The organism is Micromonospora sp. 15K316, from assembly GCF_004348525.1.
Lineage (GTDB): Bacteria > Actinomycetota > Actinomycetes > Mycobacteriales > Micromonosporaceae > Micromonospora.
Genome location: NZ_SMKG01000141.1, coordinates 1 through 15,489 on the forward strand (window position 1 = coordinate 1; position 15,489 = coordinate 15,489).

At 73.7% G+C, this 15,489-nt stretch carries 14 protein-coding genes and 1 pseudogene; 12 read left to right on the forward strand and 3 right to left on the reverse strand.

From position 1 onward, the window contains the following. From E1211_RS32645 to E1211_RS22515, 11 genes and pseudogenes are all read left to right on the forward strand, one after another. Positions 1-479 (forward strand): annotated as a pseudogene (locus E1211_RS32645) (hypothetical protein); the annotation flags it as partial. A gap of 37 nt (positions 480-516) precedes the next feature. Further along, positions 517-1,179, forward strand: a complete 663-nt coding sequence (locus E1211_RS22470; RefSeq protein ID WP_132350991.1) for an SAF domain-containing protein — start codon at positions 517-519, stop codon at positions 1,177-1,179. 2 nt (positions 1,180-1,181) lie between these two features. Beyond that, positions 1,182-1,982 (forward strand): ParA family protein, encoded by an 801-nt coding sequence (locus E1211_RS22475; RefSeq protein ID WP_132350992.1) that lies wholly within the window; start codon positions 1,182-1,184, stop codon positions 1,980-1,982. Next, a complete protein-coding gene (locus E1211_RS22480; protein WP_132350993.1) occupies positions 1,972-3,531 on the forward strand; it encodes a CpaF family protein in 1,560 nt (519 codons plus the stop codon). The genes E1211_RS22475 and E1211_RS22480 overlap by 11 nt, the downstream gene beginning before the upstream one ends. A 4-nt stretch (positions 3,532-3,535) precedes the next feature. After that, positions 3,536-4,438: a type II secretion system F family protein gene (locus E1211_RS22485; RefSeq protein ID WP_132350994.1), complete on the forward strand. Its 903-nt coding sequence runs from the start codon at positions 3,536-3,538 to the stop codon at positions 4,436-4,438. A gap of 58 nt (positions 4,439-4,496) precedes the next feature. Further along, entirely contained in the window at positions 4,497-5,375 is an 879-nt protein-coding gene (locus E1211_RS22490; RefSeq protein ID WP_132350995.1) for a type II secretion system F family protein, read from the forward strand. A gap of 25 nt (positions 5,376-5,400) precedes the next feature. Then, on the forward strand, positions 5,401-5,610 hold the full coding sequence (locus E1211_RS22495; RefSeq protein ID WP_120673838.1) for a hypothetical protein: 210 nt from the start codon (positions 5,401-5,403) through the stop codon (positions 5,608-5,610). A 6-nt stretch (positions 5,611-5,616) separates the two neighbouring features. Next, positions 5,617-6,117, forward strand: a complete 501-nt coding sequence (locus E1211_RS22500; protein ID WP_132350996.1) for a TadE family protein — start codon at positions 5,617-5,619, stop codon at positions 6,115-6,117. Beyond that, positions 6,102-6,581, forward strand: a complete 480-nt coding sequence (locus E1211_RS22505; protein ID WP_132350997.1) for a TadE/TadG family type IV pilus assembly protein — start codon at positions 6,102-6,104, stop codon at positions 6,579-6,581. Before E1211_RS22500 ends, E1211_RS22505 begins: the two co-directional genes overlap by 16 nt. After that, complete coding sequence (locus E1211_RS22510; protein ID WP_132350998.1) at positions 6,578-7,003, forward strand: pilus assembly protein TadG-related protein; 426 nt, start codon at positions 6,578-6,580, stop codon at positions 7,001-7,003. The genes E1211_RS22505 and E1211_RS22510 overlap by 4 nt, the downstream gene beginning before the upstream one ends. Positions 7,004-7,018: 15 nt before the next feature. Next, the gene (locus E1211_RS22515; RefSeq protein WP_132350999.1) at positions 7,019-8,161 is read left to right on the forward strand and encodes a LysM peptidoglycan-binding domain-containing protein; all 1,143 of its coding nucleotides are present in this window, start codon (positions 7,019-7,021) and stop codon (positions 8,159-8,161) included. Positions 8,162-8,233: 72 nt separating this feature from the next. Here the strand turns inward: E1211_RS22515 and E1211_RS22520 are convergent, their stop codons facing one another. After that, a complete protein-coding gene (locus E1211_RS22520) occupies positions 8,234-9,085 on the reverse strand; it encodes a Rieske 2Fe-2S domain-containing protein (protein ID WP_132351000.1) in 852 nt (283 codons plus the stop codon). A 159-nt stretch (positions 9,086-9,244) separates the two neighbouring features. On the opposite strand from E1211_RS22520, the gene E1211_RS22525 reads away from it, so the two are divergent. Continuing rightward, complete coding sequence (locus E1211_RS22525) at positions 9,245-10,009, forward strand: crotonase/enoyl-CoA hydratase family protein (RefSeq protein WP_132351001.1); 765 nt, start codon at positions 9,245-9,247, stop codon at positions 10,007-10,009. Positions 10,010-10,171: 162 nt separating this feature from the next. On the opposite strand, the gene E1211_RS22530 is transcribed toward E1211_RS22525, so the two are convergent. Both E1211_RS22530 and E1211_RS22535 read right to left on the reverse strand, forming a co-directional pair. Continuing rightward, a complete protein-coding gene (locus E1211_RS22530; protein ID WP_132351002.1) occupies positions 10,172-14,458 on the reverse strand; it encodes a discoidin domain-containing protein in 4,287 nt (1,428 codons plus the stop codon). A 129-nt stretch (positions 14,459-14,587) separates the two neighbouring features. Continuing rightward, a partial coding sequence (locus E1211_RS22535; RefSeq protein WP_132351003.1) for a discoidin domain-containing protein occupies positions 14,588-15,489 on the reverse strand: 902 nt, incomplete at its 5' end.

A 15,489-nucleotide genomic window follows, 5' to 3' on the forward strand; every position in this document is an offset into this window, starting at 1 on the left:
ACCCCGAGGAGCTGGCCCGCCGGGCGCTCGCCCAGATCGGCATCCGGCCGCCCCGGATCGCGGTCGCCCCCCGCAGGTCCACCGGCCCCGGCCTGGTCGGCCTGCCGGTCTGGATGTGGGGCGAGCGGTCCGCGCAGACGTTCGGCCCGGTGATCTCCGACGACGAGACCGAGCGGGGACTGACCGTCGAGATCAGCGCCGTCTTCGACCGGATCGTCTGGGACATGGGCAACGGCGAGACGGTCACCTGCACCGGCCCCGGCACCGAGTACAAGGTCACCGGCCGGCACGCCGGGCAGCGCTCGCCGACCTGCGGCTACCACCGCGGCTACCCGAAGGCCGGCGCGTACGAGGTCAGCGCCACCACGTACTGGACCGTCACCTGGGAGGGCGGCGGCGAGTCGGGCGTGATCCCGGTGCAGCGGCGAACCGGGGACGTGGCGATCCAGATCAACGAACTCCAGGTGGTGACGCGATGAGCGCGAACGACGATCCGAGCGCAACGGTGGTGACCCGGTGAGCCTGGCGACACGCAACGGAACGAGCCCGGCCGAGGCGCCGGTCACCCCACCCCGGGTGGTACGGCAGCGCCGGATCCGCCCGGGGCTGCTCGGCCTGGCCGTACTGCTGATCGCCCTCGGCGGGCTGGGCGCCGCGTTCGCGGTCACCTCGGTACGGGCCACCGGCGACTACCTGGCGGTGGCCCGCCCGGTGGAGGTGGGCCGGCAGCTCAGCGCCGACGACCTGCGACCGGTGCAGGTGGCCGGCGGCCAGGGACTCGCCCCGGTACCGGCCGACCGGATCGACGAGGTGCTCGGCAAGCGGGCCGCGGTGTCGCTGACACCGGGCACCCTGCTGACGATGGGGCAGCTGACCGACGCCCCGCTGCTCGGCCCCGACCAGCAGCAGCTCGCGCTCGGTCTCGACCCGGCCGAGGTGCCCGCCCGGCAGCTGCACCCCGGCGACAAGCTGCTGCTGGTCAGCACCCCCGACGACAACGCCGACGGCTCCGCCGCGGCGGGCGGCACCCGCTTCCCGGCCACGGTGATCGACACCAGCGCCTCCGACACGAACGACGACATCGTGGTCTACCTGGCGCTGGCCGTGCGGGACGTACCGGCCGTGGTGGCGTTGACCGCGCAGGACCGGATCGCGGTCGTGCTCACCGGGGCGGCCTGAGCATGGCGATCATCGCGCTGGTCTCCGCGAAGGGTTCGCCGGGCGTCACCACCGCCGCGCTGGCCGCCACGCTCACCTGGCACCGTCGGCTCGTCCTCGCCGAGTGCGACCCGGCCGGCGGTTCGATCCTCGCCGGTTTCCTGGGCGGCACGCTCGACGGACCGCGCGGCATCGGCGAACTGGCCGTCGGCGAACTGCGCGACGGCAACCTGGAGACCGCCTTCTGGTCGCAGCTGGTCGACCTGGACGCGCCCCGGCGGGAACGGCTGCTGCTGCCCGGAGTGGTCGACCCGGCCCAGTCCGGCAGCGTCACCCCGTTGTGGCAGCGCTTCGCCGACTTCTTCACCGGCCTGGAACGCGGCACGCCCCCGTACGACGTGCTGGTCGACTGCGGCCGGTTGCACGTGACCAGCCCACCGTGGCCGCTGCTGCGCGCCGCCTCGGTGGTGCTCGTGGTGACCCGCGCCGAGCTGCCCGACCTCTCCGGCGCGCAGGCGATGGTCAAGGCGATCGAGCGGGACTTCGCCGAGCACCGGGTGCCGCCGGGCAACCTGCGGCTGCTGCTGGTCGGCGACGGGCACGGGCGCACCGAGATCAGCCGGGTGCTGCGCCTGCCGGTGATCGCCCGGCTGCCGGAGGACCCGCGTACCGCCCGGGTGCTGGCCTTCGGTGGGACCGTGCGGGCCGGACGGCCACTGATGCGTGCGGCCGCCGCGCTGGAGGTGCCGGTCGGCGCGCTGCTGGACCGGCGTCGCGCCCGGCTCGCCTGGCCCGTCCCGCAGGGGGTCCCGGATGCGCTTTGAACCCGTCTCCACCGACCCGCGCCGGCAGCCGCCGGTCGCCGGTCCGGTCGCACCACCGGGCGCCGCCCCGCCCAGCGCCACCTCCGTCACACCGCCGCTCACCCCGGCGAACGGCCGGCACCAGGCACCTGCCCCGCCCGCCACCCCGACGCCGCGGCCACAGCGGCCACGTGTCGAATTCCAGGTGGTCCGGGAGCTGCGCCGGCAGCTCAGCGAACGACTCGCCCTCTGGCAGCGCGGCCGGGAGTTCAGCCCCGACGAGGAGGACACCGAGCGGGCGCGGCTCGCCGTGGCGGTGGTCTCCGAGTACGCCGACTCGGTCCGCCGGGCCGGTACGCCGATGCCCGCCGACGAGGAGCGGCACCTGCTCGACCAGGTGACCGCGGAGCTGGTCGGGCTGGGCCGGCTGCAGACACTGCTGGTCGACGAGACCATCGAGGAGGTGCACATCCTCGGCTGCGACCAGGTGCGCATCACCCGCCACGGCGGCGGGGTCGACTGGAGCGAGCCGATCGCCGACAGCGACGCCGAACTCGTGGAGATCCTCCAGGCGGCGGCCCGCCGGGCCGGGGCCACGGAACGCTCCCTCTCCACCTCGAAACCCACCCTGGACCTGCAACTGCCCGACGGCAGCCGGCTCGCCGCGGTCTTCCTGGTCAGCCACCGCCCGTACGCGGTGATCCGCAAGCACAACACGCTGGACGTGAGCCTGGACGACATCGCCGGCTCCCGGCCCGACCTGGACGAGATGGTCGACCCGCTGCTGCGCGACTTCCTCCGCGCGTCCATGCGCGCCGGGTTGAACATCATGGTCGCCGGGCTCGCCGGCGCCGGGAAGACCACTGTCATCCGGGCGCTGATGAACGAGATCCCGCCGGACGAGCCGTACGTGCTGCTGGAGGAGAGCCGGGAACTGCTGCCCGCCCGCCGCCAGGCACGGCACCGGGCGGTGATGAGCTTCGAGGCGCGGGAGGGGCACGGGGAGCGGGGGCTGGACGGACGTCCGGCCGGCGAGGTGACCATCGCCGACCTCATCCCGGTCTCGCTGCGGATGGGCGTACTGCGGATCATCGTGGGCGAGGTCCGGTCCCGGGAGATCGTCCCGATGCTCCAGGCGATGACGACCAGCCGGGGATCGATGTGCACCATCCACGCCCGTACCCCGGCCGGCGTCGGTGAACGCATCGTGGAGCTGGCGCTGGCGCACGGCCGCGAGATGACCGTCGACCAGGCGCGCCGGATGGCCGGCAACGCGCTCGACCTGATCGTCTACGTGACGGTCGAGGACGAGACCGCGATCGGTGGGCGCAAGCACCGGTTCGTCTCGCACGTCGAGGAGGTGATCGGGGCCGGCGACGCCGGCCGGATCACCACGACCACTGTGTTCGGCCCCGGCCCGGACGGCCGGGCGGTCCCCCGCCACCTGCCGGAGCGGGTCCGCGACCAGCTGCTCCGGGTCGGCTACGACGCCCGCCTGCTGAGCCGCTGGATCGAGGCGGGCACCGGCGCCTGGCGGCGGCCGCGGCAGACCCGACTGGCCCGGCGGTGACGGCGTGCGCGACGACGTCGAACTGATCGCGGTGGTCTCCGGGGCCGCCTGCGTGGCCGGGCTGATCCTGGCGGTGGTCGCGCTGGTCGGCACCCGGCGACCGGTCGGGCCCGCACCCGGCGCCGGCCTCGGCCTGAGCCGGCTCTGGTACGGCTCCGGCAGCACCCCCGCCGAGCGGCGCGGTCACCAGGCCCTGCTGGTCGGCGCGCTGGTGGCCGGGGCGGCGGCGTTCCTGCTCACCGGCCTGCCCGTGGTGGGTCTGCTGGTCGCGGTGGCGGTGCCCGGCACCCCCTGGCTGTTCAACGTGGGCCGGGCCGAGCAGCGCGCCATCGCCCGGATCGAGGCCGTGGGCGAGTGGACCCGGCGGCTCAAGGACGTCTCCGCCACCGGGCAGGGGCTGCAACAGTCCATCATCCACACCGTCGGCACCGCGCCGGAGGAGATCGAGGAGGAGGTACGGCTGCTCGCCGCCCGGCTCCAGGCCGGCTGGCTGGGCCGGTCCGCCCTGCTCGCGTTCGCCGACGAGATCGGCGACCCGGTCTGCGACCAGGTGGTGGCCGCGCTGATCCTGCACCTGACGGACCGGGGTGACCGTCTCGGCGACGTGCTCGGCTCGATCGCCACGGCCGCGGCCGCCGAGGTCGCCACGCGGCGGGAGGTCGAGGCGAAGCGCACCCAGCCCCGGTTCGCGGTGCGCTTCCTGACCGGGATGACCCTCGCCACCCTGGCGTACGGGCTGCTCAACACCGAGTACGTCCGCCCGTACGCCACCCCGGTCGGTCAGCTGGTGATGGCGGTTCTCGGCGCCACCTTCGTCGGTCTGCTGGTCTGGGTGCGGTCGATGAGCAGGCCGCAGCGGGCCGCCCGGTTCCTGCCCGCCCCCGATCCGGAGGAGGCGATCGCGTGAACGCGAACGTGCGCGGCGAGCCGGTGAACGGCTCGGCCCGGCACCGGAGGCCGACCCCATGATCACGTACCTGAACTGGCAGCTCGGGATCGCGGTCGGCGGCGGCGCGGCCGTCGGGCTCGGTCTCTTCCTGGTCGTACGCGAGCTGGGGCCGGCGTCCCCGGCGCTCGGGCCCGCGCTGCGCCGGCTGCACCAGCCGGCGGGCACCCGACCCCTCGCGACGCCCGCCGGACGGCGGCTGGAGTGGCTCACCGGGCTCTCCCGGTGGCTGCGCCCGCCGCACCGGCAACTCGCGCTGATCGACCAGACCCCCGAGCAGTACGCGCTGTCGCTGCTGCTCTCCGCGTTGATCGGGCTGGCCACGCCGACCCTGCTGGGGGTGGCCTGCTTCGCGCTCGGCATCCCGCTGCCGCTGGCGGTGCCGGTGCTGGGCAGCCTCGGGCTCGCCCTGGTCGCGGCGTTGCTGGCACACCGATCCGTGCTCGCCCGCGCTGCCAAGGCGCGGGAGGAGTTCCGGCAGGCGGTCTGCACCTATCTGGATCTCGTGGCGTTGCAGCTCTCCGCCGCGCACGGCCCGGTGCAGTCCCTGGAGCGGGCCGCGGCGGTCTGCGACGGCTGGGTCTTCGACCGGATCGCCGAGGCGCTGCGGATCGCCCAGATGCAGATGCACTCCCCCTGGGACGAGCTGCGCGACCTCGCCGACCGGATCGGCATCCCCGAACTCGGCGACGTCGGGGCGATCATGCGCTCCTCCGGCAGCGAGGGCGCGCAGGTGCACGAGACCCTGCGCAGCCGGGCCGACTCGCTGCGCGACCAGATCCGCACCGACAACCTCGCCCGGGCCGAGGGGGTGACCAGCCGCCTCGACATCCCGGGCGCGCTGCTCGTCTTCGTCCTGCTCGGCTTCGTCGTCTACCCGTTCATCGCCCGCATGTGACCCGACCTGAGAAGGAGCCCCCGCCATGTCCCTCATCACCTACGTGCACGTCGCGTTGACGACACGCCTGGCCGAGCTGCGCCGCGACGGCGAGCGCGGGGACAGCCCCGTGCCGACCGCCGTCATCATCTTCGGCCTGGTCTTCGTGGCGACGATCGTCACCGGCCTGGCTCTCGCCAAGGCCGAGGACTGGATGAACGGCATCCCGGCCCACAGCAACCCGACCAAGCCGTAACCGGCGATGCACCGAGCCGCTCACCGCCGGGGACGTCGGGCGACCCTCGCGGCCCGACGTCCCCGTACGCCCGTGACGGGCCGGCCCGTCCGCCGGCCGGCCCGCGCGGTGGCACGGCGGCAGGCCGCCGGTGGCACGGATCGTGGCGCCAGCCCGGTCGAGCTGGCGGTGGTGATGCCGCTGATCCTGGTGCTGCTCTTCGCCTCGGTGCAGGTCGCCGCCTGGTTCGTGGCCCGGTCGACCGCGCTCAACGCCGCGCAGAGCGCGGTGAACGCGCAGCGGGTGCACCAGGCTCCCGCGGACGCCGGCGTCCAGCGGGCCACCCGGTTCCTCCGGGCCTCCGGTGACTGGCTGGTCGGCTGGAACCGCCCGGCCCCGACCTGCCAGACCAGCGCCACCGAGGTGACCTGCACGGTGAGCGGCCGGTCCCTCTCGGTGATCCCCCTGGTGAGCTTCCCCGTGCGGCAGACCGCCCACGGGACTGTGGAACGGTGGACCACGTCGTGACCCGCGACGGCGGACGGGGTTCGGTCTCCATCGAGGTGGCGGTGCTCGCCCCGGCGTTCATCGCGCTGATCGTGCTGGCCGGGGTGACCGGGCGCAGCGCGGTGGCGGCCGAGGCGATCGAGGCCGCCGCGCACGACGCGGCCCGCGCCGCCTCCATCTCCCGGGACGCCGAGACCGCTCGCGCCGAGGCCCGGGACGCCGCCCGCCGGCAGCTGGACTGGCGCGGCCTCGCCTGCACCGGCGCCCCGACGCTCACCTTCACCGGTTCGGTCGCGGGCCGGTCCACCACCTTCAACGCGGCCTTCGGCAGCCGGGCCGGGCAGGAGGCCGCGGTGACCGTCCGGGTCAGCTGCACCGTCTCCTACCAGGACCTGCACCTCTCGGTGCTGCCCGGCATGCCGAGCGGGAACGGCATCTCGGCGAGCTTCACCTCGCCGCTGGACCGCTACCGGAGCCGAGGATGACCACCGGGTCGGGCCACGACGCGGGACGGGTGAGCATCTTCCTCGCGGTGGCGATGGTCGGGGTACTCGCCGTCATCGGGCTCTCCTACGACGGCGCCGGCCAGTTGCGCACCCTGCAACGCGCCGACAACCTGGCCGCCGAGGCGGCCCGCGCCGGAGGGCAGGCCGTCGACCGGGCCACCGCCATCGCGGGCGGGCCGAAGCGGATCGACAAGCGGCAGGCCCGCGCCGCCGTCGTCGACTACCTCGCCGCGGCGGGTGCCGCCGGACACACCGTCAGCTTCCCGGTCGTGAACGGCGAAACCCTGATCAGAGTCCAGGTCCGCATCACCTACCACCGGTCGATGCTCGGCCTGCTCGGCTTCCGCGACACCGTCACCGTCACCGGTGAGGCGACCGCGCGCGCCCTCACCGGACCGTAGGGAAGGAAGGCAGCCATGAGTCGCTCCGCGGTACGCCGGACCGGACGGGTCGTCACCGGGTTCGGCGCGCTCGTCCTGCTCTGTGCGGTGCTGGTCGGCGCGCCGGTGGCGCTGCTCGCCCTCGCCGGCAACCCCCTGCCCGACCACGTGCCGACCCTGGCCGAGGTCGGCACCGCGCTGACCAGCCGCGACGACGGGCAGCTCTTCCTGCGGGCGCTGGCGCTCGTCGGCTGGTTCGGCTGGGCCACGTTCACCCTCTCGGTGCTCGTCGAGCTCGGCGCGCAGGCGCTGCGCCGGCCCGCGCCCCGGCTGCCGGGCATGAGCCGCCAGCAGCGCGCGGCGGCCGCGCTGGTCGGCTCGGTCGCGTTGATCGTCGCCGCCGCCCCGGCGGCGAGCGCGGCCACGATCGCTGGTCAGGCGTACGCCGGGCCGGCGGCGAGCACCCCGGCGGTCGTCTCCCAGGCGTACGCCGGGCCGATCTCCCCCGTGGTGCGGGAACCCGTCACGGCGGCGGCGAGTACGGAGGTGACGGAGACGCGGGCCGGGGACCGGCCGGTGTACCGGGTCGCCAAGGGCGACTACCTCGGTGCGGTCGCCGAGCGTTACCTGGACGAGTTCGCCGACTACCGCGAGCTGGCCCGGATCAACCGGCTCGCCGACCCCGACCGGATCCGTCCGGGGCAGCTGCTCAAGCTGCCGCAGCAGGCGACCGACCGGGGCGTACGACCGCACGCCACCGGTCGTCTCGTGGACCGTCCGTCGCCCCGCCCCGCCCCGGAGCGCGTCGCCGGGGCACACGGTGCCCGGCCGGCACCGGCCGCGTCGGGTACCGAGGAGGGGAGCGGCACCTCCGCACGATCCGAGGGCAAGGCACCGCCGATGACTGTGGGGGCGGCCCGGGCGGGCGAAGCGGATCGGCTGAACCGGCCGCTGGCGGTCTCCGCCGTACTCGCCGTGGCCAGCATCGTCGGCGCGCAGATCGGGGCCGTGCTCGGGCTGCGCCGCCGTCCGGTCGCCACCGGAGCGCGGGCGGATGGTGGCTCCGGCGCCACGCGGGCAGCGGCGGGCGGTCAGGTGCGGGCGCTGCCCAGCGGCCAGGCCGGGGCGCACGCCCGCGCCGCCGGTGAGCTGCCGGTCGGGCGACACCGTAGGGACTGAACCGTCCCGACCTCGGCCGCTCAGGGAGGCGTCGCCGCTCAGCGCCTCGGCGGGGTCGCCGCAGGACGCGGTTCAGGGCAGCCGGGCCTCGAGCACGCCGTCGCGGATCCGGGTGGGGAGCACCTGCCCGTCGTTGCCGGACGGGCCGTGCACCACCTCGCCGCCGTTGAGCCGGAACGTGCTGCCGTGCCACGGGCAGACCACGCAGTCGTGCCCGTCGACCTGCTGCACCTCGCCCTGGCCCAGCGGGCCGCTCTGGTGCGGGCAGCGCTCCAGCATCACCGTCACGTCGTCGCCGTGCCGGTAGAGGATGACCGAGACGTCGTCGATCTCCCGGGTGATCAGCTGCCGCTGCGGAAGGCTCGCCATGTCGCCCAGCGGATGCCAGCCCTGGCTGATCAGGTGCAGCTCGGAGATGCTCTGGTTGACCTGCGCCCCCTGCTTGTACGCCAGGTGTCCGCCGATGTACGCGCCGATGCTGGCCATGCCGAGGCCCGCCATGCCGAGCGCCCGGCCGAGCCGGTGCCGCCCGGAGAAGCGTGCCACCAGCGAGCCGCTGTAGCAGGCCAGCGCGATGGTGTTCGCGGTGGCGTGCACCAGGCCCACCCGCCGCTGGTCGGGGGCGAGCGCCGCCCAGTCGTTGAGACCGGCGACCGCCGCCGGCAGGGCGCTCACCGTGCCGACCGCGGTCAGCGTGGTGGCGGCCCGGCGCTGCCCGGGCATCACGTCCAGGATCGCCGCGCTGATCCAGGACCCGACGGGCACCTGCACCATCGCGGGGTGCAGCGGGTGGCCCAGCGGCACCCCGTGCAGCAGATCCCGGATCCGCTGCGGTCGCAGGACCGCCTGGACCGCACGCTGGAGCGGGTCACCCACCCGGTCCAGCCGGGTGTTCTGCTCGATTCTCGTCAGTAAGGCTCGCACGGGTACCGACTTCCCGGTCTTCGCCGTCGCAAACCGGTCGCCGGGGACGGATCCGTAGCCGGGTGTGAGCACCGCCCGATCCCACCGTGACGTTGCATCAGCGACGGCTTCCCCAGGCCGCCCCTGGCGTGCCGGCACCGCCGCGGGCATGCTGTGCCGATGGGCGTACGGGTCGAACGTCACGCAGCGGTGACCACGGTGATCCTGGACCGGCCGGCGGCGCGCAACGCGGTCGACGGGCCGACCGCGCGAGCGCTGGCCGACGCGTTCCGCGCCTTCGACGCCGACCCGGACGCCTCGGTCGCCGTGCTCTGGGGCGACGGCGGCACGTTCTGCGCCGGCGCCGACCTGAAGGCGATCGGCACGGCGAGCGGCAACCGGGTCGAGCCGGACGGGGACGGCCCGATGGGGCCCACCCGGATGTTCCTGGGCAAGCCGGTGATCGCGGCCATCTCCGGGTACGCCGTCGCCGGCGGCCTGGAGCTGGCGCTCTGGTGCGATCTGCGGGTCGCCGAGGCCGACGCGGTGCTCGGGGTGTTCTGCCGGCGGTGGGGCGTCCCGCTGATCGACGGGGGCACGGTCCGGCTGCCCCGGCTCATCGGCGAGAGCCGGGCGATGGACCTGATCCTCACCGGCCGGCCGGTTCCGGCCCAGGAGGCGTACGACATGGGGCTGGTCAACCGCCTGGTCGCGCCGGGCACGGCGCGGGCGGAGGCCGAGCAGCTGGCCGCCGAGCTGGCCCGGCACCCGCAGGTCTGCCTGCGCAACGACCGGGCGGCGGTGCTCGCCGGCGCCGGGCTGCCCGAGCCGGCGGCGATGGCGACCGAGCTGGCGTACGGGATGGAGTCGTTGGCGTCGGACGCGGCGGCGGGCGCGGCGCGTTTCGCCGGCGGGGCCGGCCGGCACGGTGCCCCGGCGGAGTGACCCGGCCGGGGCGGAGGGCGCCGCCGCGCAGCGGGCGCTGGTCCGGGCCGCGCACGCCGCCGGTGTGCGGACCTCGCCGGTGCGCGCCTCGCGGACGGTCCGCCGCGAAGGGCGGACGCCGCCGGGAGGTGGGTCCTCCCGGCGGCGTCCCGGTGCGGGTGGTCAGTTGCGGATGATGGTGAAGGTCGTGGTGGTGTTCCTGATGTCGACGTCGTTGTCGGTCAGCCGCAGGTTGTTGAAGGTCGCCGAGCCGACTGCCGGGCCCTGACCCGGCTCCGGCATCTCGTTGGCCCAGATGGCGAAGCCGGACTTGTGGTCGAAGGCGTCACCGCTGCGCCGCGCCCCGGAGATCGAGACGTTGGTGAAGACGGTGTCGGTGACCGGGTTCTCCGGCTGGTTACCGGTGTACTTGGTCTGGAACATGATCCCGGAGTAGGAGGGGTCGACGATGTCCACGTCCGTGACGCGGATGCCGCGGAACTCCTTCGACGCCGAGAAGATCCAGATCGCCGGGAAGGTCTGCGCGCCCCAGAAGTGGCCGCCGGACCGGATCAGCGAGATGTTCTCGAAGCGGGTGGGCGGGCTGGCCCCGAACCCGATGAAGGGGTAGCCGAAGTCCAGCGAGCTGATGGTGATGCCGGAGTAGGTCAACTGGTCCGCGATGTAGAGGTTGCGGAACACGTTGTCGTAGCCGCCGTACACGGCGATGCCCGCCGCCCGCCAGGTGAGCGTGGCGGTCAGGTTCTCGAAGACGTTGCCGTGGTTGGACGTCGACGCCCCCTGGTCGATGGCGGAGAAGAGCGCGAAGGCGTCGTCCCCGTTGGAGCGCCCCTCCGAGTTGGCGACCAGGTTGTTCGTGCTGCCGTTGGTCATGTTCACCGCGTCGGCGAAGGTGTTCCGGAACCGACTGTTGGTGATGGTGAGGCCGCTGACGCTGACCCCCCAGTACCCGCAGACGGTGTGCTCGACCCAGACGTTGTCCAAGGTCATGTCGTCGACGTCCTTCAGCTCACCCCAGACCTTCCCCGGCCCGTCGATCCGGTTCGTGTAGTTGCCGAAGAAGGCGAGGTGCTCGAAGGACGACCCGCTGGCCGACGGCTCCACCCGGAAACCGGCGTCGGTGTTCTGCTGCGACGGTGGCGTCTGGAAGCGGGTGAACCACATGCCCGCCCCGACGACCTTGACCGGCTTGCCGTAGACCTGGAACTTCTGCGCGGTCTCGTACGTGCCGGCCGGCAGGTAGACGCCGGTCAGGTTGCCCGAGGTGTCCATCCGGACCGCGTCCAGGGCGTTCTGCACGTCCTGGTGGCTGAACCCGTTCGGCACCGCGTACCGGGCCGGGTCCGGGTTGGCCCGTGGTGACACCTGCTCCAGGTTGATGAAGTCGATGGCGTACGTGGTGTTGTTGGCCGGGTCCTTCTGGAGACGGATCCGGCTGCCCGCCGGGATCGTCGAGTTCAGCAGGACGTTCGCCTCGTCGTAGAGGTGCCGGGGCGGGCCCGCGCTCGGCGAGTCGCTCGGGCTGGCCTCGGCGCCGTAGAGCCAGATGTGCTTCGAGGTGAGGTTGATCGGCTTGTGCAGCACGCCGTTGACGTAAATGTTCAACGTCGAGTTGATGCCGCCGCCACCCGGCGCGTCCGGGATCGAGAAGCGGGTCACCAGGGCGTTCGCCGGCGCCTTGGTGGTCCACTCGACGTACGCGCCGTTGGTGTTGAGGGTGACGGCCCGCCGGCCGGACGCCTCACCGCCCAGGTCACCGATGATCCGGTTCGGGCCGACCGTCTGCGCCCCGCCGCCGACAGTGCCCTCCTCGGCCTCGTACATGTCGTACGGCAGGTTCGCCCCACGCCCGACGAAGAGGGGCCGCTCGCTCGTGTTGTTCTGCCGCTTCACCGGCAGTTCGTTGGCGTCGTCGGCGAGCACCACCCGGACGGTGTACCTGCCGTTCGCCGCCGTCCAGCTGCCGAGGTTCACCGGCCCGGCGGTCGCGCCGGCGGCGATGGTGCCGCTGTACGAGCCGGTCAGCGTACGGACCACGGCGCCGGAGTCGTTGACCACGGTCAGCGTGATGCCGTGCGCGCCGCCCGCCGAGGCGACAGTGCCCTGGTTGCGGATGGTCACCGCGAAGTTCACCGTGGCTCCCGCGCTCGGCGTGCCGGGCGACCAGGTCACCGCCGAGGCGACCAGGTCGGAGCTGGCCACCGGGTTCACGGTGAGCGGGTTCGGGCTGGTGTAGCTGTTGTTCGCCTCGTTCTGCTCGATCACCGTGTTGGCCTCGTCGACCTTGGCCACGAGTTCGTAGCTGCCGGCGTTGCGCGGCCCGATGTTCGCCGAGACGGTGGTGGAGGCGCCGGCGGCCAGCGCGCCGACGTTCGCCGTGCCGACCTTCGTCGTACCCAGGTAGAGGCCGACGGCGGTGGCGGCGGAGCCCGCGGTCCCCGCGTTGCGGACCGTGGCGGCGAGGGTGATCGCGTCGGTCTCGACCGGCGCGGCGGGTGACGCGGTGACGGCGGTGACCGTCAGGTCCGGGTTCGGGGCCGGGACGCCGATCACCTGGAACTCGGCGACCTGCCCGTTCGACGACCCGGAGTTCGCGGTGAACTGGAGTCGCACGTCGGCGGCGGTCGCCGAGACCGGGATGGTCACCGTGTTGCCGCCCGCCGGGCTGAACGAGTAGGTGGCCGACCCGACCAGCGTGCTGAACCCGGAGGCGGACTGCTCCCGGCCGAGCACCTGGAACGTCTGGGTACGCGGCCCCCAGACCGGGTCGGGGTTGAGCTTCACCACCAGCGAGGTGACCGTCGCGTTCGCGCCGAGGGCGACGGTCAGCGTGCTCGGGTACGCCCCGGGCGCGCCCTCCCAGTAGGTGGTGACGTCGTCGTCGTTGGCGTTGACGGCGTTGAAGACGTGCACCACCGAGGAGGCGGTGATCGGCTTGTCGACGGCGAGGTTGGTGCCGCCGGGCGTGCTGCCGGTGCGGGTCACCGTGTTGCTGTTCGCCGACGTGTTCCCCGCCGCGTCCCGGGCGCGGACGAAGTAGGAGACGGTGGCCGAGGCCGGCTGGTTGTCGGTGTAGGTGAGCGTGGAGCCGTTGACGTTGCCGCGCAACGCGCCGTTGGCATAGACGTCGTAGCCGGTGACGCCGACGTTGTCCGTGGACGCGGTCCAGGTCAGCCGGATCTGGCCGGTCGCCGGCTGGGTGTAGGCCAGGTTGCCCGGCGCGGTCGGCGCCACCGTGTCACCGGTGCTGCCGGTACGGGTCACCGAGTTGCTGTTCACCGACTGGTTGCCGGCCGCGTCCCGGGCCCGGACGTGGTAGGTCACCGTCGCGGAGGCCGGCTGGGTGTCGGTGAAGGTGAGCGTCGAACCGACGACGCTGGTCCGCAGCGCCCCGTTGGCGTAGACGTCGTAGCCGGTCACCCCGACGTTGTCGGTCGACGCGGTCCAGGTCAGCCGGATCTGGTCGGCGGCCGGCTGGGTGAAGGCGAGGTTGCCGGGCGCCGAGGGCGGCTGGGTGTCGCCGGTCGCCGGGCCGTAGACCTCCAGCTCCGAGAGCTGCCCGGCGGGCCAGCCGGTGTTCGCGGTGAAGAGCAGGCGGACGTACCGGGTGGCGGCGGTGGGCACGTCGACGGTGACGGAGTTGCCGGAGCCGGGGTTGAAGGCGTACGACGCCGAGCCGACCAGGGTGCTGAAGCTCGACCCGTTGGCGCTGCCCTGCACGGTCAGCGTCTGGCTGCGCGCGCCCCAGCCGCCGGGCAGTTTGAGTACCACCCGGTTCACGTTCACCGTGGCGGCCAGGTCGACCTGGATCCACTGCGGGAAGGCGTTGTTGGCGCTCTCCCAGTAGGTGCCGGCGTTGCCGTCGTTGGCGTTGGCCGCGCCGTAGACGTCGGCGTGGCTGCTCTCCGCCATCGCCTTGCCGAGCGCCAGGTTGGTCGACGAGGTCGCCGCGCCGTACACCTCCACCTCGGCGAGCTGGGCCGCCGACCAGCCGGTGTTCGCGGTGATCTGGACGCGGACGAAGCGGGTGCTGGTGGCGGGGAAGTTGATGGTCACGGCGTTGCCGCCGGCCGGGCTGAACGCGCGTCCGGCCGAGGAGACGATGGTGCTGAAGCCGCTGCCGTCCGCGCTGCCCTGCACGGAGAGCGTCTGGGTGCGCGCCTCCCAACTGCCGGGGAGCTTGAGGATCACCTGGTCGATCGAGTGGCTGGCGCCGAGGTCCACCTGGGCCCACTGCGGGAGGGCGCCGCTGCTCTCCCAGTAGCTGCCCTGGTTGCCGTCGGTCAGGTTCGCAGCGGCGTACGGCGCGTTGGTGCTGCTCGCGGAGGCGGCCTTTCCGGCGGCGAGGTTCGGCCCGCCGGCTGCGGCGGCGGGTGGCGCCGGGGCCGCGGTGACGGCGAGGCCGATCGCGGCGAGCACCGCGACGGCTCGGGTACGGAATCTGGACATGGTTGCGGACACCTTCTTCCCGGGGGACGTGGAGAGGCGTGTGCGGTGGTGCGGGGGTGCGGTGTGGAGCGGGGTGTTGCGGGCGCGCCGGTGGGGCCCCGATCGGCGGCGGAGCCCCACCGGCGCACGTCAGGTGGCGTAGACCTCGAACTCGGCGAGCTGGCCGGCGGGCCAGCCGGTGTTGCCGGTGAGGGTCAGCCGGACGAAGCGTCGGTCACCGGCCGGCACGGGGATCGACACGGTGTTCCCGGACGCCGGGTCGAAGGTGTAACCGGCCGAGCTCTTCAGCGTGCTGAACGAGGAGCCGTCGGTGGAGCCGAGCACGGCCAGCGTCTGCGTCCGGGTCTGCCAGGCCGGGGCCGGCGGCAGCTTCAGCACCAGCCGGGACACCGGCCGGGCGCTGCCCAGATCGACGGTCACCGACTGCGGGAAGGCGCTGTTGGCGCTCTCCCAGTAGGTGTTCGCGTTGCCGTCCACCGCGTTGCCGGCGACGTACACGTCGGCGTGGCTGGTCGCCGAGATCGGCCGTCCCGCCGCCAGGTTGCCGGTGGGCGGGTCGGTGGGTGGCGGGGTCGAGCCGTCGCCGTACACCTCGAACTCGGCGAGCTGCCCCGCCGGCCAGCCGGTGTTGGCGGTGAACGTCAACCGGACGAACCGCCGGTCGCCCGCCGGCAGGGCGACCGAGACGGTGTTGCCGGACGCCGGGTCGAACGTGCGGCCGGCGGAGCCGGCGAGCGTCGCCCAGGAGGAACCGTCGGTCGAGCCGAGCACGGCAAGCGTCTGCGTACGCCGCTCCCAGCCGGCCGGCAGCTTCAGCACCACCCGGTCGACGTGGCGCGCCGCGCCCAGGTCGACGGTCACCGACTGCGGGAAGCTGTTGTTCGCGCTCTCCCAGTAGCTGGCGGCGTTGCCGTCGACCGTGTTGGCGGCCACGTAGTTCTGGGTGGAGCTGGTCGCGGTGACCGGCCGGCCCAGCGCCAGGTTTCCGCCGGTCGGCGGCGGATCGGTGGGCGGCGGGTCGGTCGGGGGCG

Bases quoted from the DNA above. Each gene is read 5' to 3' on its own strand.
- E1211_RS22475 (WP_132350992.1), top strand. From the start codon at position 1,182: ATGGCGATCATCGCGCTGGTCTCCGCGAAGGGTTCGCCGGGCGTCACC.
- E1211_RS22480 (WP_132350993.1), top strand. From the start codon at position 1,972: ATGCGCTTTGAACCCGTCTCCACCGACCCGCGCCGGCAGCCGCCGGTC.
- E1211_RS22490 (WP_132350995.1), top strand. From the start codon at position 4,497: ATGATCACGTACCTGAACTGGCAGCTCGGGATCGCGGTCGGCGGCGGC.
- E1211_RS22495 (WP_120673838.1), top strand. From the start codon at position 5,401: ATGTCCCTCATCACCTACGTGCACGTCGCGTTGACGACACGCCTGGCC.
- E1211_RS22500 (WP_132350996.1), top strand. From the start codon at position 5,617: ATGCACCGAGCCGCTCACCGCCGGGGACGTCGGGCGACCCTCGCGGCC.
- E1211_RS22510 (WP_132350998.1), top strand. From the start codon at position 6,578: ATGACCACCGGGTCGGGCCACGACGCGGGACGGGTGAGCATCTTCCTC.
- E1211_RS22515 (WP_132350999.1), top strand. From the start codon at position 7,019: ATGAGTCGCTCCGCGGTACGCCGGACCGGACGGGTCGTCACCGGGTTC.
- E1211_RS22525 (WP_132351001.1), top strand. From the start codon at position 9,245: ATGGGCGTACGGGTCGAACGTCACGCAGCGGTGACCACGGTGATCCTG.
- E1211_RS22530 (WP_132351002.1), bottom strand. From the start codon at position 14,458: ATGTCCAGATTCCGTACCCGAGCCGTCGCGGTGCTCGCCGCGATCGGC.